Here is a 26,648-nt window from a genome sequence, read left to right as displayed (position 1 = left end):
GCATCCCAAGCTCAGTGAGAGGGCAAGGGATCGTGTCGACGTCTGTTCACCAGAAGATCGCCGAAGAGCTCGGCGTGCGCGAACGGCAGGTACAGGTCGCCGTCGAGTTGCTCGACGGCGGTGCGACCGTGCCGTTCATCGCCCGCTACCGCAAGGAGGCGACGGGCACGCTCGACGACGCCCAGCTGCGGACGCTCGAAGAACGCCTGCGCTATCTCCGCGAGCTGGAGGAGCGGCGCACCGCGGTCCTGGAGTCGATCGAGTCCCAGGGCAAGCTGACCGACGCCCTGCGCGCGCAGATCAACGAGGCCGACACGAAGGCCCGGCTCGAGGACATCTACCTGCCGTACAAGCCCAAGCGGCGCACCAAGGCGCAGATCGCCCGCGAGGCCGGCCTCGAGCCGCTCGCCGACCGGCTGCTCGCCGACCCGTCGCTGGACCCGCAGGCGGCGGCCGAGCCGTTCGTCAAGGACGACCTGGACGCCGCGGCGGCCCTGGACGGCGCCCGCGCGATCCTGGTCGAGCGGTTCGCCGAAGACGCCGACCTCATCGGTGAGCTGCGCGAGCGCCTCTGGTCCAAGGGCCGGATGGTCTCACGCGTACGCGAGGGCAAGGAGGAGGCCGGCGCGAAGTTCTCCGACTACTTCGACTTCGCCGAGCCGCTGACGAGCCTGCCCTCGCACCGGATCCTCGCGCTCTACCGCGGCGAGAAGGAGGAGGTCCTCGACCTCACCCTGACCCCGGAAGAGGAGGACGGCGAGGTCACCGCGTACGAGCGGTCGATCGCGCGGCGGTTCGAGGTGCCGCTGAGCAGCCGGTGGCTGGCCGAGACGGTGCGGTGGGCCTGGCGCACCCGCATCCTCGTCCGGCTCGACCTGGACCTGCGGCTGCGCCTGCGACAGGAGGCCGAGGACGAGGCGGTGCGCGTGTTCGCGGCGAACCTGCGCGACCTGCTGCTCGCCGCGCCCGCCGGCACCCGCACCACGATGGGTCTGGACCCTGGCTTCCGCACGGGCGTCAAGGTCGCGGTGGTGGACTCCACCGGCAAGGTCGTGGCCACCGACACGATCTACCCGCACAAGCCGCAGGGCCGCTGGGACGAGGCGCTCGCCACGCTCGGCAAGCTCGCCCAGCTCCACGGCGTCGACCTGATCGCGATCGGCAACGGCACGGCCTCCCGCGAGACCGACCAGCTCGCCGCCGACCTGATCAAGCTGATGCCCGGGCTCACCAAGATCATGGTGTCGGAGGCCGGGGCGTCGGTGTACTCCGCCTCGCAGTACGCCTCGCAGGAGCTGCCCGGCATGGACGTCTCGCTGCGCGGCGCGGTCTCGATCGCCCGCCGCCTGCAGGATCCTCTCGCCGAGCTGGTCAAGATCGACCCCAAGTCGATCGGCGTCGGGCAGTACCAGCACGACGTGTCGGAGACCAAGCTGTCCCGCTCGCTCGACGCGGTCGTGGAGGACTGCGTGAACGCGGTCGGCGTCGACGTCAACACGGCCTCGGTGCCGCTGCTGACGCGGGTGTCCGGCATCGGCTCGGGCCTCGCCGAGAACATCGTCCTCCACCGCGACGCCAACGGCCCGTTCCGATCGCGGAACGCGCTGAAGGAGGTGCCGCGGCTGGGCCCCAAGGCGTACGAGCAGTGCGCGGGCTTCCTCCGCATCCGGGGCGGCGACGACCCGCTCGACGGCTCCAGCGTGCACCCCGAGGCGTACCCCCTGGTCCACCGGATCTTCGAGTCGACCGGGCTGAAGAAGGACGGCGGCGACGTCTCCGCCCTGATCGGTAACACCACGGCGCTCCGGACGGTCCGGCCGGAGGATTTCGTCGACGGCACGTTCGGCCTGCCGACGATCACCGACATCCTCAAGGAGCTGGACAAGCCGGGCCGCGACCCGCGCCCCCAGTTCAAGACCGCGACCTTCAAGGAGGGCGTGGACAAGATCGCCGATCTCGAGCCCGGCATGATCCTCGAAGGCGTGGTCACCAACGTCGCGGCGTTCGGCGCGTTCGTGGACGTCGGCGTTCACCAGGACGGGCTCGTGCACGTGTCGGCGATGTCCAAGACGTTCGTCAAGGACCCACGTGACGTCGTCAAGCCCGGCGACATCGTCCGGGTCAAGGTGCTCGACGTCGACATCCCGCGGGCGCGGATCTCGCTGACGCTCCGGCTCGACGACGAGGCCGACCGGCGCAAACCGGGCGAGGGCCGACGCGACGGCGGCGGACGACGCCAGGGGGGCGGCGGACGCCAGGGCGGCGGCCGGAACGGCGGCGGACGCCAGGGCCGCGGCGGCTCGGGTGGTTCGGGTGGCTCGAGCGGCTCGGGCGGCGGCGCGCTCGCCGACGCCCTGCGCCGCGCGGGCCTCGACAAGGGCCTGCCCGGCCACTGAGAGCCCGGACGGTCCGGCGTCCGGCTTAACGGGCGTGCCCAAGACCCTGTGAATCAGCGGGCGAGCTCCGGCCCGCTCTCAGAGTCCACCGACACCCTGCGCCGCGCGGCCACTGAGAGCCCGGACGCTCCTGGCATCCGGCTTAACAGGCGTGCCCAAGACCCCGTGGATCAACGGGCGAGCTCCGACCGGCTCTCGGAGTTCGCCCGGCACATGACGAAGGCTGCGACCAGGGCGACGGTCAGCGTGCCGTCCCAGCCGACCGTCTTGGCCGCCTCCGCGATGCCGCCGTGGGCCGAGTAGGCGGCCGCGGTGACCGTCAGTGCCGCCTTGTTGGCGATCACCAATGCCCAGACCGCGCCATGGACTCGCGGCCTCAGCGCGAGCAGCGCGAACATCCCGCCGCACAGGAACAGGCCGTACATCCGCCAGGTCTGCACGACGAGGGTGGCATGGTCCGCCGCGGTCACATCGGAAACCGCGGTGACCGCCGCGAGCAGTGCGGAGACCGCGGCCAACCCGGTCAGAAGCTGCCCGGTGGTCCGCCACCGAGACGATGTGCCGGCCGTCGAAGCGTTCACGATCCACTCCCCTGACAAATCCATGCGCGACGAACTGTCGCATTAACGGCTACGATGACATGACCGAGCCCTTAATGCAACGATTCGTCGCATCAGATGTCGAGGCGGACATGACCCAGACCCGGCCCGGTGGCCGCACCGCACGCACCCGCGCGGCCGTGCTCACGGCGACCGTCGACGAGCTCATCGAGACCGGCTACGCGGGACTGAGCATGGAGTCCGTCGCCCACCGCGCCGGCGTCCACAAGGCGACGGTCTACCGGCGCTGGGGCACCCTCGAGGGTCTCCTGGTCGACGCCCTCACGTTCTTCGCCGACCAGTCCGTACCGACGCCCGACACCGGCGACATCGACGGCGACCTACGCGAGCTCGCCCGCTCCGCGCTGGCCGTACTCGCCGACCGCACCGGGCAGGCGCTGGTCCGGGCCATGGTCTCGGCCGGCCACCACAGCCAGGTCGCGCAGGTCATCCGTGCGTTCTGGGCCGACCACACCACGATGGTCGCCGAGATCGTCGCCCGGGCCGTCCGCCGCGGCGAACTTCCCCCTGACACTCGACCGGCGGACGTGTCCCGAGCCATCGGAGCGCCCCTCTACATGCGGCTGCTCGTCACGGCCGAACCACTCGACAGCGCCGCGGCCGACCAGGCGGCCGCGGCCGTCGCCGCCGCCGCACGCGCGGGCGTCTTCGCCTCGTCGTGACCGAAAGGGCGTGAGACTCCAGGCTTCCGCCGCGCTGATCGTCTGGCGGAGGGGTCGGCCCTGACCCGCTCGGCGGCTGTCGGCAACCGCGAACGCGGCGTGGGGATCTCCGGCAGCCACTTCGACGTGCCGTGCGCCCAGTGCAGGATCAGCCTCACGCCGATGTCGACCTCCCGCGGGCGCGGATCTCACTGACGCTCCGGCTCGACGACGAGGCCGACCGACGCAAACCGGACGAGGGCCGACGCGACGGCGGCGGACGACGCCAAGGCGGCGGACGCCAAGGCGGCGGCCGGAACGGCGGCGGACGCCAGGGCCGCGGCGGCTCGGGTGGTTCGGGCGGCGGCGCGCTCGCCGACGCCCTGCGCCGCGCGGGCCTCGACAAGGGCCTGCCCGGCCAATAGCGCTCAGCACTCCGGTGCCCCTTCGCTGCCGCCGGTTGCCCACAGCCGTGCTGCGGGCCTTCCGCCACCGGCTCACCGGCCGGACACTGGAGGGGAACTTGGGGCCGGAGGATCCGATAGCGGCGGGCCGGCCGGTGCAGGACGTGTTCAGCGCCCTGCACCGGCTCGCTCAGATCCGCCCCAGCCCGCCGCGCACCGCACCGACGCCGCCCGACACGCGGCGACCACGACCGCGCGCCCGCGGTGATCAGCCCAGTGGCGGACAGGCCAGCCAGATGCTCCGGGCGGGCCTTCTCGCGCCGTTGACCCTGACAGCCTGCCACCCGGCCGGCACGGTGGCCGCAGTGGCTTGAACGGTCGCTCAAGGAGCACCCGGGGCGGGCTTTCCACTGGGCGAAACTCGCCGCTTCCGCCCCGGGATGGGCGCCGACCAGGCTGGTGCGCATGGAAGATCTCTTGGATCGGCTCTCGGTCCGTGAAGTGGTGGAGAACTGGGCGGTGTGGCGCGACGCCGCCGATTGGGAGCGGTTCGCCACCGTCTGGGCCCCGCACGGACGCATGATGGCGACGTGGTTCCAGGGCTCCGCCGAAGAGTTCATCGAGGCCAGTCGCGCCGGATTCGACCGCGGGGTGCGCATCCTGCACTTCCTCGGCGGGTCACAGATCGACGTCGTGGGCACGCGCGCGGTCGCGCAGACGAAGATGACCATCTCCCAGCGCGGGAGCGTGCACGGGGTGGAGTGCGACGTCGTCTGCACCGGGCGCTTCTACGATCTGTTCGAACGGGTGCAGGGACGATGGGCGATCGTTCACCGGCAGCCGATCTATGAGAGCGATCGGCTCGATCCGGTCGACCCGGCCGCCTCTCTGACCCTGGACGGCTCCCTGCTGGCGGCGTTTCCCGCCGGATACCGACATCTGGCCTACCTCCAGACCCAACTCGGATACGAGGTCAAGCGCGACATGCCGGGCCTCACCGGGCCCGAGGTCCGCGCGTTGTACGCGCGCGGTGCGTCGTGGCTGGAGATCGACGACGCGAACCCGGCGGCGTCCGGCTCCGCCCCCGGCACCGAGCCGGCACGGGAGCTCCGATGAGACTGCACGTCGCCGAATGGGGGGACGGAGACCGGTACGCCCTGCTGGTGCACGGCCTGTTCAGCGACGCGAACTCCTGGCATCGCCTCGGTCCCGCCCTGGCGGAGCGGGGGTACCACGTCCTCGCCCCGGAGCTTCGCGGGCACGGCCGGAGCCCGCGCGGCCGGTACTCCCCGCACGACTGGGCGATGGACCTCATCGACACGGTCCGGATACGGCCCCACGTCGCCATCGGGCACTCGCTCGGCGGGCTGGCGCTCGGCATGGTCGCCGAGGTCCTCGAACCGGCCACGGCCGTCTACCTCGACCCGGCCTGGCGGATGTCGGCGGACCAGGACCGGTCGCTCGGAGCGGTCTGGTCGAGCTGGCTCGCGTGGACCGACGTCCAGCAGCTGCGCGACCACCTCGGCGCCCGCTGGCCGGAGATCGACGTGCGCCTGCGCTGGGCGTCGATGTGGCGGGCCGACCCCGCCGTCGTCCCCGGTCTGGCGGCCGGCTGCGGGTACGACCTGTCGCCCGAGCGGGCGAGCATGCCCTCTCTGGTGCTCGCCGCCGACCCCAGCGGGTTCATCCCGCCGGACCACGCCGCGGACCTGCGGCGCCGCGGCCTGCGGGTGGAGACCGTCACCGGCACCGGCCACTCGCTGTTCCGTGAGGACTTCCCCCGATTCTTCGGGCGGCTGGACACCTGGCTGCGCGAGCACGCCTGACCGGGCGCCCCCAACACTTACGAAAGGTCTCATCTCATGACACGACTGCACGTACGGGAATGGGGCGAGGGCGACCGGGTCGCCGTACTCGTCCACGGCCTCAGTGGAGACTCGTCCGGCTGGCTCCAGGTGGCTCCCGAGCTCGCCCGGCGCGGATACCGCGTCCTCGCCCCGGACCTCACCGGGCACGGCCAGAGTCCTCGCGGGGAGTACAGCCGCGAACGCTGGGCCGACGACCTCCTCGAAACACTGCCCGCGCGCCCCGACCTGGCCATCGGGCACTCGCTCGGCGGCGTGCTGCTGGCGATGATCGTCGACCGGCTTCACCCAGCCCGGGCCGTCTATGAGGATCCGGCCTGGTATCCCGCCGAGGGCGGTTACGGGGCGGGCATGCCCGCCATCGCCGACGCCAAGAATTGGACGATCGACGACCTCAAGAGGGCGTTCCCGCACTGGTCCGCGCAGGCCCACGAGGCGAGGCTGGCCGCGTTCGAGCGGTGGGACCCCGCCACGACGCATATGCGCTACGTCGAGACGGCGTACGTGCCCGTCATCCCGAGCGTCCCGTCTCTGGTGCTGCTGGCGGATCCCAGCGCGCTGATCCCGCCGCACCGCGCGGAGGAGTTCACCGCCGCCGGATTCGAGCTGCGGACGGTGCCCGGCACGAGCCACAACATCCACAACGACGATCTCGACGGCTTCCTCGCCGCCCTCGACGGCTGGCTGTGACGCGGTGGTGAGCGGGAGGACCGGTCCGGCCCTCCCGCTCACCGTGCTCAGTCTCGGATCGGCGTTCGGTCGCCGTCGCGCTCCGGGTCGACGAGGAGGGCGAAGGTGATGCCACCGATCGCCACCAGGGCTCCGAAGCAGCAGAACACGCTGCCGTACCCGGCCCGGGCCGTGGTGCTCGCGTCGAGCAGCATGCCCGAGACGACGGGGCTGAAGGCGCTGGCGCTGATGCCGAGCCCGGTCATCACCCCGATGATGGCCGGACGCTGGTGAGAGGGCACGATCTCGGCGAGTACGGGGTTGGTGAAGGTGTTGACGGTCACCGAACCGCCGTAGCCGAGCATCAGGAGGGCGATGGCCGGCACCGGGCGGTCGGTCCAGGGAAGGAAGACGAGCACCAGGCCGGCGCAGGCCGGCACGGCGCCGCCGAACAGCCCTCTCGCGCGTCGTGACCGTACGCCCCGCCGCACCAGGCGGTCGGCGATGAATCCGGTGGCGAACAAGGCGATGACGCCGCCGACGCTGGGGAGCCCGAGCAGCGAGCCGGATGACAGGGCGGAGAAGCCGAGCACATTGTGGAAGTAGGACGGCAGCCAGGTGATGACGACGGCGGCCAGGGCGTTCTGGGTGAGACAGGCGGTCAGACAGCCGATGAAGGTCCGGTTGAGCAGCGCCCTTCGCCAAGGCACCGAGGCCGGACGGGACGGCTCACCCGGCTCGGCGGAGGTGCGCGGCGACTCCGCCCCGTACGGGCCGATGCGCGCCGCGGCGAGACACGCTGCGCGGTGAAGCCCACGATCAGGCAGGTAACCCCGAACAGGGCGTACGAGGCGCTGGCGAGCGCGCCGAAGTCCGCCGCGGCGAGGTGCAGCTCACGGCTCATGGGCGTGGCCACGAGCCCGAGCAGGACCTTGTCGAGATAGACGACGACGGCGGAGGCCACCACCAGAGCGGTGACCACTCAGGCGCGAAGCCGGTCCGTACGGTGCCAGGCGGTGGTGAGCCCATCGCTTCCGGTGGGGGTCACATTCTCTGAGACGGCCATCACCGCTCCTCACCGAACGCGTCCCGCGACGAGACGTCGCCGGACGAGAGGGACAGTGTGGCGAGCCAGCGATCGATCTCGGCGTTCACATATTCGGGAATCTCCTGGTGCAGGCAGTGGCCGGCGCCCGAGACGAGGATCGCCCTGCTGGCCGGGTGGGCGAACGACCGCTCGTCGGCTCTCAGCCGTTCCGGGTCGCGGTGCAGGGCCAGCACCGGCTGGGAACGCTCCCGCAGCACGGCGTCGGCCTCGTGCCGGAACCGGAGGCCGCCCGGGCTGAAGGCGTTCTGCCGCCACGTACGCGCACGCGTCTCCGGCGACAGCCGCAGGACCGCCAGCCGCTGCCATTCGCCCACGTGCGGTGGCGTGTCCGGCCCTTCGACCAGACGGTCGACGATGTCCAGGGCGGTGGCCTCGGCGTCCGGGCCGTCCAACGCGTCGGCCAGTGCCCGCATGCGGGCACGGTCGTCGTCGGCGCCGGCGTAGTCGGGGTCCACTGAGACCACGGCGTGGACGAGGTCGGGCCGGCGCGCCGCGAGCAGGCTCGTCACCGAGGCTCCCATCGAGGCGCCGATGAGGACCACCGGGCCGGTCGCGAGCCGTTCGATCAGCGCCGCGACGTCGGCGGCGTACCGGTCGGTGGAGTATGCGTCGGCCAGGCCGGAGCGGCCGTGCCCCCGCAGGTCCACGGCGATCGTGCGGCAGCGGGCGCGGAAGTGCGGGAGCTGGTGGATCCAGGCCTCGGCATTGCTCCACAGCTCGTGGACCAGGACGGTCGGTGTCGCGAGCGCGCCGGTACGGGTGGGATCGGCCGGTGGGTGGTCGACATAGAACAGGCGGGCTTCGGGCAGATCGAGGAAGGGCATGCGGATACTCCTGCCGTGTGCGCGGCTCCGTGTGTGTCGGGATGTGGGTTCGGGGGTGCCGGGGGACCGCGCGTCGGCGACGGTGGTTCAGGGGGCGGGGGCCAGCTGGGCCCCACCGCAGACGTGCAGCACCTCGCCGGTGATGAAGCCGGCCCCGTCCGAGGTGAGGAACACGACGGCCTCGGCCACGTCCTCCGGTGTGGCCAGCCGTCTCATCGGGGTCATCCGCCGGTGCCGCTCGGTGAGCTCGCGCAGCCGGGCCTCGTCGCGTCCGGCGCTGGTGAGTGCCGTGACGATCATGCTGGGCGCCACCGCGTTGACCGTCACGCCGAGCGGGCCGAGCTCCACCGCGAGCGTACGGGTGAGACCGACGACGCCGGCCTTGGACGTGACATAGGACGTGGGGCCGCCGCCCAGCCACGTCCGGGAGGCGATGTTCACCACGCGGCCCGATCCCGTACGGCGCCACAGCGGCAGTGCGGCGCGGCAGAGCAGCATCGGTCCTCGCAGGTTGACGGCCATCACCTCGTCCCAGATCCGGGGATCCTGGTCGGCGAGGGTGTCCCGCCGGTTGACGCCCGCGTTGTTCACGAGCCGGTCCAGGCGGCCGTGCGTACGGGCGATCCGGTCGACCGACGCCCGGACGTCGTCCTCGTCGGCGACGTCCGCGCGCCAGCCCACGACCGAACCTCCCGTACGTGCCGCGACCTCGTCCGCCGCCGCGCGGGCCGCGGCTTCGTCCCGGTCCAGGAGCACGACGGCGTTCCCCTCTTCGGCCAGGCGCGTGGCCATCGCGGTGCCGAGCGTCCCGCCACCGCCGGTGATCACGGCCACCGGGCCCGGTGCGGCGCCGCCGGAAGCATGCCCGCTCATACCGCGGCCCGCGCGGCCGGGGCGGAGCCGGTGAAGGCCACGTGCCGGGACAGGAACGACGCGTTGAACCGCAGGGCATCCGCCGGCGGCCGGTCGGTGGACAGGTCCTCGACCGAGATCCAGCCCTGGTATCCGGCGGCGGCCAGCACGTCCAGGACCCGGGGAACGTCCAGGACCCCATCGTCCAGAGGCGTCCACTCCGGCCGCCACACACCCCCGCCGGGCGGGCGGGTGAAGGCGGCGTTCTTCAGATGCACGTGGGCGAGGTACGGGCCCAGGATCTGCAGGGCCATCGACGGGTCCTCGCTGCCCTCGAGGACGACGTTCCCCGCGTCGTAGATCACCCCCACGTGCTCGGCCGGCAGCTCGCCGACGACCCGTACGGCCAGGGACGCGCTGGGGCAGACGGTGCCCTGGTGCATCTCCAGCAGTGCCTTGATCTCGTACCGGCGGGCGAGCTCCGCCGCCGCGGTGAAGTACTCCGTCGCCGTCGCGACCAACCGGTGAAAGCCCGCGTCGCCCATCCGCGGCGCGCGGAGCCGGACACCGGCCGCGCCGGCGATGACGGCCAGTCGCATCATCTCCTCCAGCCCGGCCAGGTCACCGGGCTCCAGGTACGGGTTGAGGCCGATGATCCGCAGCCCGGCCTCGGCACAGCGCTCGCGTACGGCGCGGACGGCGGCGTCGGTGGGAGGCACGGTGCACCGGTTGTTCGTCAGGAAGTGCGCCGGGCCGGGGCCGCCCACTTCCGGAGACACGCGCCATTCGATTCCGGCATAGCCCGCCTGAGCCGCCAGGGGGATCGCCTGGTCCGGCGTCAGGTCGGGAAGGCCGACGGAACACACCCCGAGTCTCATCCACTCACCCTCAATTCGGTACCGGCCATGGCTTCTGCACGCCGAGTCGCTTCATTAGAGACCTTGGCCAGGACCGTCGTCCAAGTCCTGTCCAGCAGACCCGCTATGCTCACGCCGCATAACTCGGACACCCGGAGGCCGGACAGATGGAACTACGGCATCTGCGCTATTTCGTGGTCGTCGCCGAGGAGGGCTCGATGAACCGGGCCGCCCAGCGCCTCCTGACGTCCCAGCCCTCACTCAGCCGTCAGATCATCGACCTGGAGCGGCAGCTCGACGTCCGGCTGCTGGAGCGGACCTCCCGGGGCGTCCGGCTCACCCCGGCCGGAGAGACACTGCTGCCGCACGCCCACCAGCTGCTCGCGATGGCCGACGCGACCCGGGAGACCGTGGCCGGGACGACGGCCCTCCGCCAGTCCGTCACCATCGGGGTTCCGCCGGGAACCGACGGCCCATGGCTGATCGAGGTCGTCGACACGATCCGCGAGCGGGTGCCGCGGGCGGCTCCGGACTTCGTCGAGGCCAACAGCTCCGAGCAGCTCCGCATGCTCAGGCAGGGGCGCCTCGACATCTGCATCGTCCACCAAGCTCCGCCGGACGGGCACACCGTGCGGAAACTGCACGAGGAACCCCTGGGAATCGCCGTCCGGCCGGGGCACCCGCTCTCCGCCAAGGCCACCTATCGGCTCGGTGACCTGGACGGACTCCGCACCCTCCTGCACTCTCAGGACCAGGTGCCGACCCAGCAGCACGGCCTCATCGCGGCCGCGCAGGCGGCCGGCGTGCGGCCCCACTGGCACTTCGCCCGGTTCACCGAACACGCGTACGCGCACGCCTACGCGACCGAGGCCGACGCCGTCCTGGTCGGCGCGCACACCGCCGCGGCCCAGCTGCCCGCCTGGCGCTGGGGTGCCCTCACCGACCTCTCCCTGATGATGACCACCTGGCTGGCCACCGAACCCAACACCCGCGCGGTCGTACGAGAGGTCGCGGAAAGGATCATCGGCCGCTGACCCGCGTACCCGCTCAGCGGCTGTCGGCGACCGCGGACGCGGCGCGCCGGCGGCTCGCGTGCAGGCTCGTCAGAGTGACCGTCAGCAGGGTCACGACGATGACGGCGAGAGAGACCGGCGTGGGGATCTCCGGCAGCCACTTCCACGTGCCGTGCGCCCAGTGCAGGATCAGCTTCACGCCGATGAAGGCGAGGATGACCGCCAGGCCGTACCCGAGGTGGACCAGCTTGCTCAGCGTGCTCTGCAGCACGAAGAACAGGGCGCGGAGGCCGAAGAGCGAGAAGGCGTTGGCGGTGAAGACGAGGTACGGGTCCTGGGTGACGCCGTACACCGCGGGGATCGAGTCGACCGCGAAGACCAGGTCGGTGCCGAACACCGCGACGACGACGACCGCGAGCGGTGTAAGGGCCCGCCGGCCCTCGTGGCGCGCGGTGAGGTGCGGGCCCCGGTAGTCGTCGGTCACCGGCATCAGGCGGCGTACGAGACGGACCGACCGCAGGGACGACACGTCGACCTCGTGCCCCGCCCCCGTGACCGTGTCCTTCATGATCTTGATGGCGGTGAACAGGAGGATCGCGCCGAAGATCACGAAGGTCCAGGAGACCGCCTGGACCGCCGCGGCGCCGATCGCGATGAAGACGCCGCGCAGCACGAGGGCGCCGGCGATGCCGTACAGCAGCACCCGCTGGGTGAGCGCGGCCGGCACCGCGAAGGCGGCGATGAGCAGCATGAACACGAAGAGGTTGTCGACCGACAGGGATTTTTCGACCAGCCAGCCGGTGAAGTAGTCGACCGCGGTCTCCGAGCCCCACCGCTGCCAGGCGAAGAAACCGAAGACGATCGGCAGGGCGAGATAGAAGGCCGTCCACGCGAGCGCCTCACGAAAGGCGACCGCGTGCGGGCGGCGGGTCAGCACGAAGTCCACCGCGAAGAAGAACAGCACCCCCGCGAGGGTGACGCCCCAGACCAGAGGTGAAGCGACGGAAGATACGGCAGTGGGCATGCGGGCTCCTCGAACGGCTCATCGTCCGAGGTCTCCTTCACCCGCGAGGCGGGCCGCCGCCCGGGGCCACCGCAGGGGTGTCCGTGCTGACCGGGCCGACGCTGAGAAGTACTCCCCTCATTTGGAACGATAGCCGCTGACCGCGGGTTCCCGCTGGCAGAAGGGCGATCAGGCCCCGGCCGAGTCCCTGAGCCGTGCCGGTGCCGCTCAGGCCCGGCGGCAGTCGACCGCGACGGCTTGGCCCTGTACGGCGCTCCACGCCCTGATCCCGCCGCGCGGGTCGCGTGCGGCGGGATCAGGGGCCGGGAGAGGCCGGGGCCCGCGGGTGCCGCGGGCCGGGCCGGGAAGGTCAGTCGGAGCTCACGACCCAGCCGTTCGTGACGAAGCGTGCCGCGTCCGATGGGCGTTCGCCGTTGAGGACCACGTGGCCGTGGGCGTCGTAGGCGCGGACGCCGTCGACGTACACGCCTCGGCCCTCGTACAGCGGGTCGGTCGTGTAGCGCCAGCGCACCTGCGTGGTGCCCGCCGGCAGGGTCGCCGTGGCCTTCGCCCAGCGGCGGTCCTCGAAGCCGGAGAACGTGCCGTCCGACGTCCAGGAGCTGCGGCCCGCCTTCAGCGAGAACGGCGCCGGCGTCCAGTTGGCACCGTCGGACGAGGTCTCCAGCACGCCGAGGTCGGTCTCCTCCGTGTCGTACCACAGGTCGAAGGAGAGCCTCGTCGCGCCGGTCACCGGGGCGGTGAGCGTCGCGGTGGTCTTGTCCCTGGTCTGGGAGAACCACGCCGTGCGGCCCTCGGCCGGCCGTACCGGGATGGCGCGGGCCAGATCCTGGGCGACCGCGACGCGCGCCGGGTTGATGCTGCCCCAGTTGCGGCTCGGATGCACCCGGTTGGTCAGCAGGATGCTGAACGACCGGGACAGCGGGTCGATGACGATGTCGGTCCCGGTGTAGCCGGTGTGGCCGGCGGTCACCGGGGAGGACAGGCCGCCCATGTACCAGCGCTGGTCCAGCTCGAATCCGATGCCGTGCGAGTCGGAGGGGAACTTCTGGTTGAAGTTCGTGAAGATCTGCCGCACCGACGAGTCACCGAGCACCCGCGCGTGCCCGTACCGGCCGCCGTCCAGGATCATCTGGGCGATGACCGCGAGGTCGTGGGCGGTGGAGAAGACCCCGGCGTGTCCGGCGACGCCGCCGAGGGCGTAGGAGTTCTCGTCGTGGACCTGGCCCCACACGAGGCCGCGGTCGAGCGCGGCGACCGGCTTGTGCTCGTACTCCGTCGCGGCGATCCGCTGCTTCTTGGAGGCGGGCGGGTTGTAGCCGGTGTCCTTCAGCCCGAGCGGTCCGGTGATCCCGTCGTGTACGAGGACGTCGAGGGTCTTGCCGGTCACCTTCTCAAGGATGAACTGCATCGTGATGAGGTTCAGGTCGGAGTAGACGTACGCCGTGCCGGGAGGGTTCTGCAGTTGCTCGTCGTACAGCGCCTGCTCCTGCGCGGCGCGGCCGGTGTAGTTGTAGAAGGGCAGGTCCGGACGCAGGCCGCTCGTATGCGTGAGGAGCATGCGGAGGGTGATCGGGTCCTTGCCGTTCTTGGCGAAACCGGGCAGGTACGTCGCGACAGTGCTGTCCAGATCGATCTTGCCGCGCTCGACCTCCTGCAGTGCCACGATCGTGGTGAACAGCTTCGACATCGACGCCAGGTCGAAGATCGTGTCGTTGCGCATCGGGATCCACTGGTCCCGTGGCAGTTCGGTCGGCTTGTCGTCGGAGTAGCGCAGCGCGTAACCGGACGCGCTGTGCTGCACGATCGTGCCGTCGTGCGCGGCGAGCACGACCGCGCCCGGGTACAGCGGGTGCGCCGCGCCCGGCAGGGCGGTCTCGTACGCGGCGGCGTCACGGGCGATCGCCGCGACCTGGTCGGGCAGCAGCCCGGCGGAGGCGGCCGAGCCGTAGTGCAGGGTACGGCCGGAAGTGAACTTCAGGTCCGAGGCGGTGACGGTCGGCGGGCCGCTCGGGGGCGCGGCGGCGGGGGCGGCCTGGGCGACCGCCGGCGCGCACAGGCACGCGGCGGCCGTCAGGACCATGAGGGAGCGACGTGGGGGGCGACGCATCGGTTCCTCCTCAGCGGTACAGCAGATAACGGGCCCGCTGGGCGCGGAACCGTGCCAGCTCCCCCTGCCAGGAGGCGACGATCTGATCCGTGGTGGAGCCGCCGTCGACCCCCTTACGGACGAGGTCGGAGCCGGTGAGCTTGTCGATCCAGTACGGCGGGGCGCTCTCGCGCCAGGCGAAGTCCTTGGGGTAGAGCTTCTTCGCGGTCACGATCATCGCGATCGCGGTACGGATCGGGTCGAACCGGCGGCGGTCGGTCACCGTGACCTGGACGCCCGCGCAGTTCTGGTTCGCCCACTTGTTGAACGTGGGCACGAAGTACATCTCGCGGAACCGCACACCGGGCAGGGCGAGCGCGTTCAGGGCGTCGGCGTAGTGCCAGTCGAGGAACGGCGCGCCGATGATCTCGAACGGCCGGGTCGTGCCGCGGCCCTCGGAGATCGTCAGGGCCTCGAACAGGCCGAGACCGGGGTAGACGATGGCCGTGTCGAGGGTCGGCATGTTGGGCGAGGGCATGACCCAGGGCAGGCCGGTCTCGTCGAAGAACACGCCACGCCGCCAGCCGCGCATCTTGACGACCTGCGGCTTGACCTTCCCGCCGAGGAACTCCTTGTCGAACAGCAGGGCCAGCTCGCCGACGGTCATGCCGTGCTGTTCGGAGATCGCCTGCTTGCCGACGCCGGAGGTGTACTCCGGGTGCATGACCGGGCCGGTCGCCTCGGTGCCGCCGAGCGGGTTCGGCCGGTCGAGGACGACGAAGCGCTTGCCGGCGAGGACGGCCGCCTGCATGCAGTCGTACATCGTCCAGATGTAGGTGTAGAAGCGCGCACCCGCGTCCTGGATGTCGAAGACGACCGTGTCGATGCCGGCCTTGGTGAAGTCGTCCGCGATCGCCTGCACGCTCTTGGCGTACGCGTCGTACACGGGGATACCGGTCCGCGGGTCCTTGTAGGAGCCCTCGGAGCCGCCGGCCTGCGCGGAGCCGCGGAAGCCGTGCTCGGGGCCGAACACCGCCACGAGGTCGACGGCGCCGGAGCCGTGCATGACATCGACCTCGTGGGTCAAGTCGCGTACGACCGCGGTCGGGTTGGCCACCATGCCGACCTTCTGGCCCTTGAGCTGCTGGTAGCCGCTCGCGTGCAGCACGTCGAAGCCGGTCTGCACGCCGCCGGCCTTCTTCGCCTCGGCGGGCGCGGCGGCCAGGGAGGCGAACGGTGCCGCGGCTCCGGTGACGGCGATGCCGCGCAGTACTCCTCGTCGAGTCGTCATGTGATCCCCCTTCAGAAGGCCGTCAGGTCGGTCACGACGGGCCGGTGGTCGGAGGCGAGCGTGTCCGGCACGTGGGCGCCGACGGTACGGATGCCGTACCCCGCCGAGTAGGTCACGTAGTCGATCCGCTTGGTCGGCGTGTCGGCGGGCCAGGTCGGCGTGGTGCGCTGTCCCGCGACCGTCATGGCGTCGGTCAGCCGCGTCCACAGTGGCGCCAGCTCCGGGTCGTCCGGCTGGGCGTTGAAGTCGCCGAGGAGCAGCTTGGGGCCGTGCCGGCGGTCCATGATCGCGTCCATGTCGGCCACCTGCGCCTCCCGTACGCCCGGATCGGCGCGGTAGTCCAGGTGGGTGACGTACACCCAGAGCGGCACGCCGTGGGCGTTGACCAGCACCTCGGGGAAGCCCGGGCCGGGCGCGGGCACCGGGTCGGGCACCTGCGTGGACAGCCGGGTGATCTCGTGGTTCTTCGCGTACATGATCGGGAAGCGCGACAGCAGCGCGACGCCGAACTTCCGGTCGGGCGCGCCGTCGCGGTCCGGCGGGAGGTCGTAGATGGGCGCGAAGAAGACGTGCATGCGCAGCCGCCGGGCCAGCCACGCGGCCTCGTCGGTGTAGTCGCTGCGGGTCCCCCAGTCGACGTCGACCTCTTCCAGACCGACGACGTCGGGGTGCTCGGACTCGATGGCTTCGGCCTGTCGTTCCAGGTCGAACACATGATCGGAGCCGGCGCCGGCCTGGATGTTGTAGTTCATCACCCGCAACCGTACGCCTCGGCCGTGGTCACTCTGCGTGGCGGCGTGGGCGGATGGGCCGGTGGCGAGCGCGCCGAGCAGCAGTGCCACGAGGGCCGGTACGGCGGCGCTGTGGCGTACGAGGCGCGGGGAGGGCGAGGCGGGCCGGAACATGGATCTCCCGGTGGTTCTGGAAAAAACCAACGTCATCACGTGGTCGTATGGAAGTTAAGTACTAACGATCACGGCGTCAATAGCCTGCGACGTCAAGGTTGGCCGACATCGGCGCGCGGGCCGGGCCGCACGACCGCCCGTATCCGGCGATGCGGCCGCGAGCACATAGGCCGTACACCGATAATTGAGGCGTCATGCCGACCCGTCCGACGTACCGTGCCGCGCGCGCGGTGGTGTTCGCCACCGTGTGCGTCGCGCTGGCCGTCACCGGACACATGATGGCCTCGCACGCCACCGTCTCCCCGGTGGCGGCGATCGGCGGCCTCGCGGTCATGACCGCGGTCGGCACGGTCCTCGGCGGCGCCGAACGCTCCCTCGGGACGATCTTCGGTGGACTGCTGGGCGGGCAGTTCGTCCTGCACGCCCTGTTCTCGGCCGCCGAGCACGGGCAGCACCTGGCCCACGGCCACACCATGGCACCGTCGACGGCCGGCTGGACCATGACCTTCGCGCACGTCGCGGCGGCGGCCGTGTCCGCCTGGTGGCTCCGGCGCGGCGAACGCGCGGTGTGGAGGCTGGCCCGGCGCGTCGCCGCCGCTCTCGTACGCCCGGCGCGCGCCCTGCTGTCGGCGGAGCCGCCGGTGTGCGTGGCGCCGCGCCTTCAGACCGCCGCTCCCGGCGCCGCGCCGCGCGGCGCCCTCCTGCGTCACGTCGTCATTCGACGGGGACCTCCCGCTGCTCTCACGGCGGCGCTCGACGGCTGAGCGCCGCACCGCTCCCGGATCCTTACCGATCCGGCACTTCGGCGTTCCACCATCAAATGGAGAGAAGTCCCCTTATGCGCATGTCACAGCGCGTGGCGACCGTGGCCGCCCTGGCCGGGCTCACGATCACCCTGGCGGCCGGAGCCGCCTCGGCGCACGTCACCGCCAACCCGAGCACGGCCGAGCCCGGCTCGTACAGCAAGGTGTCGTTCCGCGTCCCGAACGAGCAGCCGGGCGCCGACACCACGAAACTGGAGGTCGACCTGCCCGCCGACCACCCGATCGCGTCCGTGTCGGTCCGCCCGGTCCCCGGCTGGAAGATCAAGGTCGAGAAGGCCAAGCTCGCCACGCCGCTCAAGACCGACGGCGGTGAGCTGACCGAGGCCGTCTCGAAGATCACCTGGAGCGGCGGGAAGATCGCGCCCGGCGAGTTCCAGGAGTTCGACGTCTCGATGGGCCCGCTGCCGACCGGCGTGGACCGGCTGATGTTCAAGGCGGCCCAGACCTACTCCAACGGCGACGTGGTGAACTGGAACCAGGACCCCGGCAACGGCGGCCAGGAACCCGAGCACCCCGCCCCGACCATCCACCTCGTCGCCACCGCGTCCGACGCCAAGGACGCGACGGCACGGGTGAACGCGGCGAAAGCCCCGGCGTCCTCGGACGACGGCACCGCCCGGCTGCTCGGCGGCCTGGGCCTCGCCGTCGGGATCGTGGGCCTGGCGGTCGGCGCGTACGGCCTGACCCGGAAGCGCGCGTCATGAGGTTCGCGGCGGCGGCGGCCGCGGCGGCGCTGCTGGGCGTACTGGCCACGGCCGCGCCGGCCGAGGCCCACACGACCCTGACGTCCTCCGACCCGGCCAAGGGCGCCTCGGTGGCGGCCCCGGCCCAGATCCGCCTGACCTACGCCGACCCGGTGCGCTTCCCCGGCGTCGTCCTGCTGGACGCCAAGGGCGGCCACCACGAGGCGGGCAAGGCGAGCGCGGTCGACAACCACGTGACCCAACAGGTCGGCGGTGCACTGGCGCCGGGCGTCTACACGGTCGGCTGGCGCGTGGTCGCCGAGGACGGCCACCCCGTGACCGGCGAGTACAAGTTCACGGTGACGGGCGGCGGCTCTCCGTCCGCGGCCCCGGCGGGCCCCACGTCGTCCGCACCGGCCTCCCCCGCCGCCGAACCGGTACGACACACCTCCAGCGCGGGCTGGTGGTGGATCGGGCTGGTCGTCGTCATCCTCGCCGCCATCGCCGGCGTGGTGGCACTGCTCCGCCGCCGCACCCCGAACGGCCGAGCCTGACACCACGTGGTCCCCGCTCCCAGCGAGCGGGGACCACCCCGACCGGCCGGGCGGCTCTCCGTCCGCCGCCCCAGCGGGCGCCGCACCGACCGCACCGACCGCACCGGCCGCCAAGGGCTTGATGTCAGTGGTCCCTACCGTTGAAGCATCCGGCCCGGCATAGGGTTCGGATGCCCCGGGAGGGGCGGGTGTGGCTTTCAGTGGTCTGCCCATCGGTGGCTTCCAACGACTCGCCGCCCGCCTCTCCGTGACGGACTCGGCCTCTGATTGAGAGTTGCGAGCACATCGCTGTGTAGGGACCTGACGGCGAGGTCGTCTGCGGGCTCGATCACGGTCAGAACGTCGTCTACGTGCCTGGGATGACCGTCAACCGGGCCGCTGAGGGGTACCGGGGAGCGGGCAAGACCGATGCCGAGGACGCCTTGATCATCGCTGACCAGGCCCGGATGCGCCTCGACCTGACGGTGCTGGATGCCGATGACGAGCTCATCGTCGAGCTGCGGCTGCTGGTGGCCCGCCGCCGGGACTTGGCCGCCGACCGCACCCGCGCGGTCAACCGGTTGCACGACCAGGTGCCGGCCATCTGCCCGGCACTGCAGCGTGCCTTGGACCTGACCAACCGCGGTCCGCTGGTGCTGCTGACCGGCTTTCAGACACCCGCGGCGCTGCGCGAGATCGGTGTCGCCGGTCTGACCGAATGGCTGCGTGTCCGCAGGGTCCGCGGCGCCGCCGCGCTGGCCGCCAAAGCGGTCACCTCTGCGAAGTCCCAGATGAGGGCGCTTCCTGGCGAGCAGATGGCCGCACGTCTGGTAGCCCAGCTCGCCGAGGGGGTGATCACCCTCACCGAGCAGATCAAGGACATCGACCAGCTCATCGAGGACCGGTTTCACCGCCACCTTTCCGCCGAGGTGATCACCAGCCTGCCGGGCATCGGTGTCCTGCTCGGTGCCGAGTTCCTGGCCGCCACCGGCGGTGACATGGATCGATTCGGCTCGGCCGACAAGCTTGCCAGCTTCGCCGGCGTCACACCCGTGCCCCGCGACTCCGGACGCGTCAGCGGCAACCTGCACCGACCCCAGCGCTACAACCGCGCACTGCAACGGGTGTTCTACACCTCCGCGCTGATCAGCGTCCGCTGCTGCCCGGACTCCCGGCGCTTCCACGACCGCAAGCGCGCCGAAGGCAAACGCCATACCCAGGCCGTGCTCGCCCTGGCCAGACGCCGCGTCAACGTCTTGTGGGCCCTGCTGCGCGATGGACGCATCTACCAACTCACGCCCCCGCTCGCTGCTGCGGCTTGACAACGTCATTGAGAGTCGTAGGCGGCCGGACGAGTCGGACCGGACGAGAGGCGGATGTTCCTCTCTCCGCCGCCGCACCACGAACGGCCGAGCCTGACATCACATGGTCCCCGGCCCCGGCGGGCGAGGACCACGCCGGACGGGCGGGCGGCCTTCTGTCCGTGCCTCCAACGGGCTCCGCGTCGACCGCACCGACCTTCCTCGCCGCCGAACCCCTATGACACCTCCAGCGCCGCCTGGTGATCGGGCTGGTCGTCCTTGCCGCCATCGGTGAGGTGGCGGCGCCGGGCGGGCGTTCGGCGCGGGCCGTGGGCCTGCGCGCATGCCTGCCACCGCGCACATCAGGAGCAGTGGCGTCAGGGCGCGGCTCCAGGTGCCGGTGGCCGTGCGCAGGGTCGGTGGCGGGTGGACAGGGCAGTCAGGTGATCCGGGCCAGCACTCCGGTGGGCGTACAGCACGTCGCGAAGCGCCTGCGCGGCGGATCGGCGCGAGGGTCTGTCTCCTAGTCCCCGCCATTTGCGGCCGCGGTGATGGACCGCGAGAAGGCACGGGACGGCACCTGATCCCGAGCGCGTCGGCGAACTCACCCGGGCCGCCGACGCGCCGCACTGCCGACCGCAATGACGACAGACGCCTAATCCACCTTTCCGGCGAGCCGAAAATCGCCTCGGCGGTCAGCCCTTCAGCGCGTTGAAGGCGACGCGCTGACCCGCTTTGCCGGGTGGGCGCAGTCGGCCGTTCACATAGACGCGCGCGGCGCTCGCGTCGCTCAGGACGACGCTCAGGCGCTGTTCGTCGAAGCGCAGCGACTGGCCGCGCACCAAGCTCCGGTTGACCAGGATGTCGCCGCCCGGCACCCGGACGAACACCTCGCATTTCGGTCCCGTCACCGTGAGCGCGAGGGTCAACGTGACCGGGGTCGGTGAGGGCGACGGCCGGCCGTGCCGGGACAGCGGCCGGCCTCGGGTCTCGTCCCAGATCCGGTAGCCGGCGAAGGCCGCCAGGCATACGAGAGCCGCGATCGCGAGAAGCGCGAGGAGGAACCGGCCACGAAGCGCACGTCTTCGCCCGGAAGAGACATGACGTCCCACAACCGCGAAGCTTAGTCAGTGACCTATGCGACGTCAGGTATTCCCATTGGTCAAGAGCCGACCGGCGGAAAGTCCTCCCGGTATCAGCTGTTAACAGAATGGCGTAAGGAAAGTTCTGTGACTCGTGTGACGACGGTCATCTCACTCCCCGGACACACTCCACCGGAATGTCAGGAAAGGGGCATTGGTCGGCGCTTAACCGGATAATCTCCGGGGCAAATGACGGGATGCCGTCGATGATCGGGGACGGGTGTTGGATGTCATACCGTCGCGGTGGCGCCGCCTGCGCCAGAGCACTGTTCCTCCTGCTGACCATCGTCCCTGGCTCCGCCGCCTGCGGCCTCGGCTCCCACGCCGACGGGTGCCGCGCCGAGGCGATCACCGTGGCGGCGGCGCCCACGATCGCCCCGGCCGTCGAGCAGACCGCCCGCCGCTTCAACGCCCGGACGACCTGCGTCCGCGTCACCGTGCGCAGCGAGGAGCCGGCGGACGTGGCCGGCGTCCTGTCCGGGCAGGGTTCCTCTCCCGGCGCCGTACGGCCCGACGCGTGGATTCCGGACTCCTCGCTCTGGCTGCCGGTCGCCCGGCGCACCCGCCTCGGCGCCGGCGCCGTACGGGCCGCGGGCACCTCGATCGCGTCCTCGCCTCTGGTGCTGGCCGCCGCCGAGGGGCGTTCGCCGAACGACGTGAGCTGGCGGCTGCTGCTGTCCTCCCGGCTGCCCGGCACCGGCGCGGCGCGGCCGGCGGTCCGCGTACGGTTCCTCGACCCCACGACGCAGGCGAGCGGCCTCGGCGCGCTGATGCTCGCCCACCAGGCGTCCGGATCGGGCAAGTCCGGGCTCGGCACGTTCGCGATCACCCTGTACTCCGACCTCGGCTCCGCCCTGCCCGACGACAAGGCCGCGTACGAGACGATGTTCCGTGGCGGGGACCCGCCGACCGCCGTGGTGCTGTCGGAGCAGTCGGTCTGGCAGCACAACCACGCGGACCCGAAACGGCCGGTCAGCGCCCGTTATCCGAGTGACGGCGCGCTCACGCTGGACTTCCCGTACGTCTCGGCGACCACCGACCGCGAGCGGTCGCGGACCGTGGAGGACTTCGGCGCCGCGCTGTCACAGTCGCCGACGCGCGAGGCCCTGCAGCCGCTCGGCCTGCGGACCCCGGACGGCGTCGCCGGGGCCGGGTTCGGCGCCCGGTACGGCGTCACGGCCGAGGCGCCGGCGCCGACGCGTCCCCAGGACCCGGCGACGGTCGGCCGGATCCTGCAGATGTGGCAGCGGACCGTGCTCGGCGCGCGCATGCTGATCCTGCTCGACGTCTCCCCCTCGATGGCCGATCCCGTGCCGCGCGGCAAGGAGACCCGCATGCGGGCGACGACCAGCGCCGCCATCGGCGGCACCCGCATCCTCAGCGGCAACTCCCAGGTCGCCCTCTGGGAGTTCTCCACGCGGCTGGACGGTGACCGCGACTACCGACAGCTCGTGCCGTACCGGCAGCTGACCCAGCGGGTGGGCGCCGGCACTCAGCGCGACGCCGTGATCGCCGCGTTCAACGCCGCCCAGCCCGCGCCCGGCACCCGCACCGCGCTGTACGACTCGGTGCTGGCCGCGTACAAGGAGGCGGTGCGGACCTACCAGCCGGACCGCAACAACGTGCTGGTCGTGCTCACCGACGGCATGAACTACGACCCCGGGCACACGATCCTCCTGCAGGAGCTGCTGAAGGAGCTGGAGCGCATCGCGGACCCGCTCAAGCCGGTGGCGATCGTGCCCATCGCCTTCGGGCCCGACATCGACCCCGGCCCGCTCCAGCAGATCGCCGGGCGGACCGGCGGCCAGGCGTTCGTCACCCTGGACCCCGGCGGGATCCAGCAGGTGTTCCTGGAGATGCTGATCCGCCTCACGTGCGGCCAGGAATGCCCCATGTCCTGATCAGACGGGTAAGGTCGAGTTTCTGTGAGCGAGCGTGGCGAGCGAACCAATGAACACGCGCATCTGGTCACTCTTCCGACGAAGGAGGACTCCTGAACGAAGTGGAGTGGCTGGCGATGGCCCGGCACGGGGAGAGCGTCGGCAACGTCGCCTGGCGCGAGGCCGAGACGCAGCGGCTCGAGGAGATCGACATCGGTCTGCGCGACCCCGACGTGCCGCTGTCGGAGACCGGCCGCCGGCAGGCCGAGGCGCTGGGCCGGCGGCTGGCCGCGATGCCGCCGGACGAGCGGCCCACGGTGGTGTACTCCTCGCCGTACGTCCGCGCCGCGGAGACCGCGCGCATCGCGCTGGCGGAGCTCGGCGACCTGCCGATCCGGTACGACGAGCGGCTGCGCGACCGGGAGAACGGGGCGCTGTACGCGCTGACGTGGCGGGGCATCACCGCCCGGTTCCCCGAGGAGGCGGCGCGCAAGCGGCTCACCGGCAAGTTCTACTACCGGCCGCCCGGCGGCGAGTCCTGGGCGGACGTCGCCCTCCGGCTCCGCAGCGTGCTGGCGGAGATCCAGGGTGAGCACCCCGACGGCCGGGTGCTCGTCGTCGCCCACGACGCGGTCGTGGTCCTCACGCGCTACATCGTGGAGCGGCTCAGCGAGAAGGAGTTGCTCGAGATCGAGCGCACGCTCGTCCCGAACGCCTCCCTCACGCTGTGGGCCCGCAAGGACGGCGAGCTGCGGCTGGTCACCTCCAACAGCACCGAGCACCTCGACGCCGCGGACCTGCCCGCCTGAGATCGCCGGGGCTCACTCCTTGTCGTCGTGGACGAACAGGTTGAGGAGCCAGCTCACGACGCCGACGACGATCGCGCCCCAGAACGCCGGCCAGAAGCCGTTCACGTGGAAGGGCAGGTTCATCTTGCCCGCCGACCAGCTGGCCAGCCACAGCAGCAGGCCGTTCACCACGAGCGCGAAGAGGCCCAGCGTCAGGATGTAGAAGACGCAGCCGAGCGTCTTGACGATCGGTTTCAGGAAGGCGTTGATCAGACCGAAGACGACGGCCACGGCGATGAGAGTGCCGACCTTCTTCGGTGTGGAGGCCGTCGTCAGGTCGATGCCGCTGACGATGAGTGTCGCCACCCAGAGTGCGATTGCGGTCGTAACCACTCGAATCAGGATCTTCACATACCGATCGTCGCACGAAACACTTCGCGGATGAACGCGGTCCGTGACGTCCTGGCCTCAGACGCCGACGCCCTCGCGGCGGTGCTGGGACGCGCCTTCGCCGACGATCCGGTCTGGACGTGGATGTTTCCCCGCCATCCGGAGCGGATGGCCGCCATGTTCGCCCTGCTGCTCCGCCACGCACACCTGCCGAACGGGCTGAACGAGCTGGCCGAGGAGAACGGGCGGGTCCGGGCGGGCGCGCTGTGGGACCCGCCGGGCCGCTGGCAGATCTCCCTCACCGCCCAGCTCCGGCAGTTCCCCGCCATGCTCCGCGTCCTCGGCACCCGGACGTACACGGTGCTGCGCGGGCTCGGCGAGATCGAGCGGGCCCATCCGATCGAGCCGCACTACTACCTCGCGGTGCTCGGCACCGACCCGACGGCCCAGGGCCACGGGTTCGGCTCGGCCCTGCTGATGTCGCGGCTGTCCCGCTGCGACGACGGGCGCTTCCCCGCGTACCTGGAGTCGTCCAAGGAGTCGAACATCGCCTACTACGAGCGCTTCGACTTCCGGGTCACCGGGGAGATCCGCGTGTCCGGGGGCGGGCCGCGCGTCTGGCCGATGTGGCGGAACCCGCAGTAGCTCAGGCGTTCAGGCCTCGGGCTCCTCCAGAAGCGGGAGCGTGAGGACGAACCGGGTGCCGAGGTCGTCGTCGGCCAGTTCCAGGGAACCGCCGTACGCGTCGGCGATGTCACGTGAGATGGCCAGCCCGAGCCCCGTACCGCCCGAGTCCCGCTTCCGCGAGGCGGGCAGCCGGATGAACCGTTCGAAGATCCGCTCGCGGTCCTCGGGCGCGATCGCCTCACCGTCGTTGAAGACCTCCACGACCGCGACGTCGCGGTCGCGCCGTACGGTCACGATCACCTCGGAGTCGGCGTGCCGGGCGGCGTTGTCGAGCAGGTTGGTGAGCACCCGGCCAACGTCGACGTCGTTCACCCGGGCGATCACACCGGGTTCGGCGGCGACCTTCGCCGAGATGCGGCGGGGCCGGCGGGCCACCTCGCGCTCGGCGAGCTCGCCAAGGTCGACGCGCTCGGTACGGCCGGGCAGGCCCGCCTCTCTACGGGCGAGCACGAGAAGCTCGGTGACGATGTTCTGCAGGCGTTCGGTGTTCTTCAGCGTGCGGGTCAGCGCCGACCGCAGGTCGGTGCCCTCCGGGTCGATCAGAGCCGCCTCGAGCTCGGCGCGCAGGCCGGCGATGGGGCTACGCAGGTCGTGCGAGACGTCGGAGACCAGTCGCCGCTGCTGCTCGACCGCCGCCTCCAGCCGGTCCAGCGTGGCGTTGACGGCCTCGACCAGCGAGAAGAACTCATCGCGCCGGGGCGGCACCGACACTCGCCGGTGCAGGTCGGCCGCGTTGATCTCGTCGAGTTCGGCGCGGATCAGCTCGACGGGCCGCAGCCTCCGCGCGGCGAGCCACCATCGCCAGACCCCGGTCACCCCGATGCTGAACGGGATGCCGAGGGCGAGGAAGACGGCGAGGCCCGGCCGGGGGAACAGGCCCAGCTCCGGCGCCAGGACGTACACGGTGAGCGGGCCGTCCGGGCCGGCCACCCGCATCGAGACGGCGCGGAAGCAGCGGTTTCCCGGGCAGACGCGTTCGAAGAGACGGGCGTCGCCGGTGGGCGCCTTCGCCCGCAGCGCGGACAGGCCGACCAGCGAGCGGCTGGCCGCGACGACCTGCCTGCGGTCGTTCTGCACCTGGATCAGGCCGGGGTTGCCGAGGACGATGGGGTTCTCCAGGTGACCGGCACGGACGAGGGTGGCGACCTGGCGCGCGGTGAACGTCAGCTGGTTGTCGAGCTGGATGCCCGCCTGGATGCGGATGAAGGCGAGCAGCCCCCCGTACCCGAGCATGGCGAGGAAGCCCGTCACCACCATCGCGATGACGGTGACGCGCACTCTGATGAGTTGCTCGTTCGAAGGCCGCACGGTTTTCGGCCGTGAGCGGCGCCCCCCGACGGCCACGCACGGCAACGATGAGTTACCCGGCGGGCACTTAGTTCATGCATTTGCGCAGGCCAGAGGGGCCGACCGGCCCTCCGTCCGCCGGGTCGCGGCGGTCGGACGCCCGGTCGGCGGGCGTCTGGCGGTCTCACCGTTGACCGGGGCACGGGCTGTCCGAAAGCGGCCGGGGCCCGGCTGCCGCCGGCGACGAGAAGATGGGCGATATATACATCTGTTCCCGTTTCACGGCGGCGATACGGTTCGCGAACCGGGAGTGATCACCGGACACGCTCCGCGACGGAACCGTCGGCATATCTCACACTTCCGCGCCATCTTGTTCGCGCCACACCGGCCGCCGCGAAGGAACGCATGACATCGCCACTACACCGCCGTGACCAGTACATTTGATGTCATTAGCGAAACCTCAGACGGGGTCTCGACTCTTGGTCGCCCCCTCGCACCAATGTGTGTCAAAGTTGACACGCGACAGAAGGCAGCGAAGCGGTGATACTCGACTATGAGACACGGACGATCGCGATGAG

General features: G+C 71.3%; 25 protein-coding genes and 1 pseudogene. 14 read left to right on the top strand and 12 right to left on the bottom strand.

Going from position 1 to position 26,648, the window contains the following annotated elements; translation table 11 throughout:
- Positions 1 to 32: 32 nt before the first annotated feature.
- Positions 33 to 2,396, top strand: a complete 2,364-nt coding sequence (locus QSK37_RS26825) for a Tex family protein (protein WP_285626281.1) — start codon at positions 33 to 35, stop codon at positions 2,394 to 2,396.
- Positions 2,397 to 2,566: 170 nt separating this feature from the next.
- Here the strand turns inward: QSK37_RS26825 and QSK37_RS26820 are convergent, their stop codons facing one another.
- Entirely contained in the window at positions 2,567 to 2,977 is a 411-nt protein-coding gene (locus tag QSK37_RS26820) for a hypothetical protein (RefSeq protein ID WP_285626278.1), read from the bottom strand.
- A gap of 110 nt (positions 2,978 to 3,087) precedes the next feature.
- Here QSK37_RS26820 and QSK37_RS26815 point away from each other — a divergent pair, with 110 nt between their 5' ends.
- The 5 genes from QSK37_RS26815 to QSK37_RS26795 all read left to right on the top strand — a co-directional run bounded on the left by QSK37_RS26815 (position 3,088) and on the right by QSK37_RS26795 (position 6,616).
- Positions 3,088 to 3,678, top strand: coding sequence for a TetR/AcrR family transcriptional regulator (locus tag QSK37_RS26815; RefSeq protein WP_285626277.1), 591 nt, complete (start codon positions 3,088 to 3,090; stop codon positions 3,676 to 3,678).
- Between the two features lie 140 nt (positions 3,679 to 3,818).
- On the top strand, positions 3,819 to 4,082 hold the full coding sequence (locus tag QSK37_RS26810; RefSeq protein WP_285626274.1) for a hypothetical protein: 264 nt from the start codon (positions 3,819 to 3,821) through the stop codon (positions 4,080 to 4,082).
- A 444-nt stretch (positions 4,083 to 4,526) separates the two neighbouring features.
- Positions 4,527 to 5,177, top strand: coding sequence for a nuclear transport factor 2 family protein (locus QSK37_RS26805; protein WP_285626271.1), 651 nt, complete (start codon positions 4,527 to 4,529; stop codon positions 5,175 to 5,177).
- On the top strand, positions 5,174 to 5,887 hold the full coding sequence (locus tag QSK37_RS26800; protein ID WP_285626269.1) for an alpha/beta fold hydrolase: 714 nt from the start codon (positions 5,174 to 5,176) through the stop codon (positions 5,885 to 5,887). Before QSK37_RS26805 ends, QSK37_RS26800 begins: the two co-directional genes overlap by 4 nt.
- Positions 5,888 to 5,923: 36 nt before the next feature.
- Complete coding sequence (locus tag QSK37_RS26795; RefSeq protein ID WP_285626266.1) at positions 5,924 to 6,616, top strand: alpha/beta fold hydrolase; 693 nt, start codon at positions 5,924 to 5,926, stop codon at positions 6,614 to 6,616.
- 47 nt (positions 6,617 to 6,663) lie between these two features.
- Here the strand turns inward: QSK37_RS26795 and QSK37_RS26790 are convergent, their stop codons facing one another.
- From QSK37_RS26790 to QSK37_RS26775, 4 genes are all read right to left on the bottom strand, one after another.
- Positions 6,664 to 7,374, bottom strand: coding sequence for an MFS transporter (locus QSK37_RS26790; protein WP_285627561.1), 711 nt, complete (start codon positions 7,372 to 7,374; stop codon positions 6,664 to 6,666).
- A gap of 286 nt (positions 7,375 to 7,660) precedes the next feature.
- The gene (locus QSK37_RS26785; RefSeq protein ID WP_285626262.1) at positions 7,661 to 8,527 is read right to left on the bottom strand and encodes an alpha/beta fold hydrolase; all 867 of its coding nucleotides are present in this window, start codon (positions 8,525 to 8,527) and stop codon (positions 7,661 to 7,663) included.
- Between the two features lie 87 nt (positions 8,528 to 8,614).
- Positions 8,615 to 9,400: an SDR family NAD(P)-dependent oxidoreductase gene (locus QSK37_RS26780; protein WP_285626260.1), complete on the bottom strand. Its 786-nt coding sequence runs from the start codon at positions 9,398 to 9,400 to the stop codon at positions 8,615 to 8,617.
- Entirely contained in the window at positions 9,397 to 10,257 is an 861-nt protein-coding gene (locus tag QSK37_RS26775) for a sugar phosphate isomerase/epimerase family protein (RefSeq protein WP_285626257.1), read from the bottom strand. The genes QSK37_RS26780 and QSK37_RS26775 overlap by 4 nt, the downstream gene beginning before the upstream one ends.
- A gap of 146 nt (positions 10,258 to 10,403) precedes the next feature.
- On the opposite strand from QSK37_RS26775, the gene QSK37_RS26770 reads away from it, so the two are divergent.
- Positions 10,404 to 11,270 carry a LysR family transcriptional regulator gene (locus tag QSK37_RS26770; protein ID WP_285626255.1) on the top strand — a complete coding sequence of 289 codons (867 nt, stop codon included), beginning with the start codon at positions 10,404 to 10,406 and terminating at the stop codon, positions 11,268 to 11,270.
- A gap of 13 nt (positions 11,271 to 11,283) precedes the next feature.
- On the opposite strand, the gene QSK37_RS26765 is transcribed toward QSK37_RS26770, so the two are convergent.
- The 4 genes from QSK37_RS26765 to QSK37_RS26750 form a co-directional block, all read right to left on the bottom strand.
- Positions 11,284 to 12,273, bottom strand: coding sequence for a TerC/Alx family metal homeostasis membrane protein (locus QSK37_RS26765; protein WP_285626252.1), 990 nt, complete (start codon positions 12,271 to 12,273; stop codon positions 11,284 to 11,286).
- A 349-nt stretch (positions 12,274 to 12,622) separates the two neighbouring features.
- Positions 12,623 to 14,380 carry a serine hydrolase domain-containing protein gene (locus QSK37_RS26760; RefSeq protein ID WP_285626250.1) on the bottom strand — a complete coding sequence of 586 codons (1,758 nt, stop codon included), beginning with the start codon at positions 14,378 to 14,380 and terminating at the stop codon, positions 12,623 to 12,625.
- A gap of 10 nt (positions 14,381 to 14,390) precedes the next feature.
- Entirely contained in the window at positions 14,391 to 15,650 is a 1,260-nt protein-coding gene (locus tag QSK37_RS26755; RefSeq protein WP_285626248.1) for an exo-beta-N-acetylmuramidase NamZ family protein, read from the bottom strand.
- 11 nt (positions 15,651 to 15,661) lie between these two features.
- Entirely contained in the window at positions 15,662 to 16,555 is an 894-nt protein-coding gene (locus tag QSK37_RS26750) for an endonuclease/exonuclease/phosphatase family protein (protein ID WP_285626246.1), read from the bottom strand.
- 194 nt (positions 16,556 to 16,749) lie between these two features.
- Between QSK37_RS26750 and QSK37_RS26745 the strand changes: the two genes are divergently transcribed.
- The 4 genes and pseudogenes from QSK37_RS26745 to QSK37_RS26730 form a co-directional block, all read left to right on the top strand.
- The gene (locus QSK37_RS26745; RefSeq protein WP_285626244.1) at positions 16,750 to 17,319 is read left to right on the top strand and encodes a hypothetical protein; all 570 of its coding nucleotides are present in this window, start codon (positions 16,750 to 16,752) and stop codon (positions 17,317 to 17,319) included.
- A gap of 80 nt (positions 17,320 to 17,399) precedes the next feature.
- Entirely contained in the window at positions 17,400 to 18,083 is a 684-nt protein-coding gene (locus QSK37_RS26740; protein WP_285626242.1) for a YcnI family copper-binding membrane protein, read from the top strand.
- Entirely contained in the window at positions 18,080 to 18,616 is a 537-nt protein-coding gene (locus QSK37_RS26735) for a copper resistance CopC family protein (RefSeq protein WP_285626241.1), read from the top strand. Before QSK37_RS26740 ends, QSK37_RS26735 begins: the two co-directional genes overlap by 4 nt.
- A 338-nt stretch (positions 18,617 to 18,954) precedes the next feature.
- Positions 18,955 to 19,917: pseudogene (locus QSK37_RS26730) on the top strand (IS110 family RNA-guided transposase); the annotation flags it as partial.
- A gap of 674 nt (positions 19,918 to 20,591) precedes the next feature.
- On the opposite strand, the gene QSK37_RS26725 reads toward QSK37_RS26730, so the two are convergent.
- Entirely contained in the window at positions 20,592 to 21,008 is a 417-nt protein-coding gene (locus QSK37_RS26725; protein WP_285626239.1) for a hypothetical protein, read from the bottom strand.
- 257 nt (positions 21,009 to 21,265) lie between these two features.
- Between QSK37_RS26725 and QSK37_RS26720 the strand changes: the two genes are divergently transcribed.
- Together QSK37_RS26720 and QSK37_RS26715 are read left to right on the top strand one after the other, a co-directional pair.
- Positions 21,266 to 22,939 (top strand): substrate-binding and VWA domain-containing protein, encoded by a 1,674-nt coding sequence (locus QSK37_RS26720; RefSeq protein ID WP_285626237.1) that lies wholly within the window; start codon positions 21,266 to 21,268, stop codon positions 22,937 to 22,939.
- Positions 22,940 to 23,040: 101 nt separating this feature from the next.
- Positions 23,041 to 23,727, top strand: a complete 687-nt coding sequence (locus QSK37_RS26715) for a histidine phosphatase family protein (RefSeq protein WP_285626235.1) — start codon at positions 23,041 to 23,043, stop codon at positions 23,725 to 23,727.
- Between the two features lie 12 nt (positions 23,728 to 23,739).
- Here the strand turns inward: QSK37_RS26715 and QSK37_RS26710 are convergent, their stop codons facing one another.
- Entirely contained in the window at positions 23,740 to 24,117 is a 378-nt protein-coding gene (locus tag QSK37_RS26710) for a phage holin family protein (RefSeq protein ID WP_285626232.1), read from the bottom strand.
- Positions 24,118 to 24,147: 30 nt separating this feature from the next.
- Here QSK37_RS26710 and QSK37_RS26705 point away from each other — a divergent pair, with 30 nt between their 5' ends.
- Positions 24,148 to 24,741 (top strand): GNAT family N-acetyltransferase, encoded by a 594-nt coding sequence (locus tag QSK37_RS26705; protein ID WP_285626230.1) that lies wholly within the window; start codon positions 24,148 to 24,150, stop codon positions 24,739 to 24,741.
- Between the two features lie 9 nt (positions 24,742 to 24,750).
- Here the strand turns inward: QSK37_RS26705 and QSK37_RS26700 are convergent, their stop codons facing one another.
- On the bottom strand, positions 24,751 to 26,061 hold the full coding sequence (locus QSK37_RS26700) for a sensor histidine kinase (protein WP_285626226.1): 1,311 nt from the start codon (positions 26,059 to 26,061) through the stop codon (positions 24,751 to 24,753).
- Positions 26,062 to 26,648: the final 587 nt, after the last annotated feature.

The sequence above is a fragment of the Actinoallomurus iriomotensis genome, assembly GCF_030269445.1.
Taxonomy (GTDB): domain Bacteria; phylum Actinomycetota; class Actinomycetes; order Streptosporangiales; family Streptosporangiaceae; genus Actinoallomurus; species Actinoallomurus iriomotensis.
Note: the sequence above shows the minus strand (reverse complement) of the source record. Positions and strands in the feature narration are given on the sequence as shown.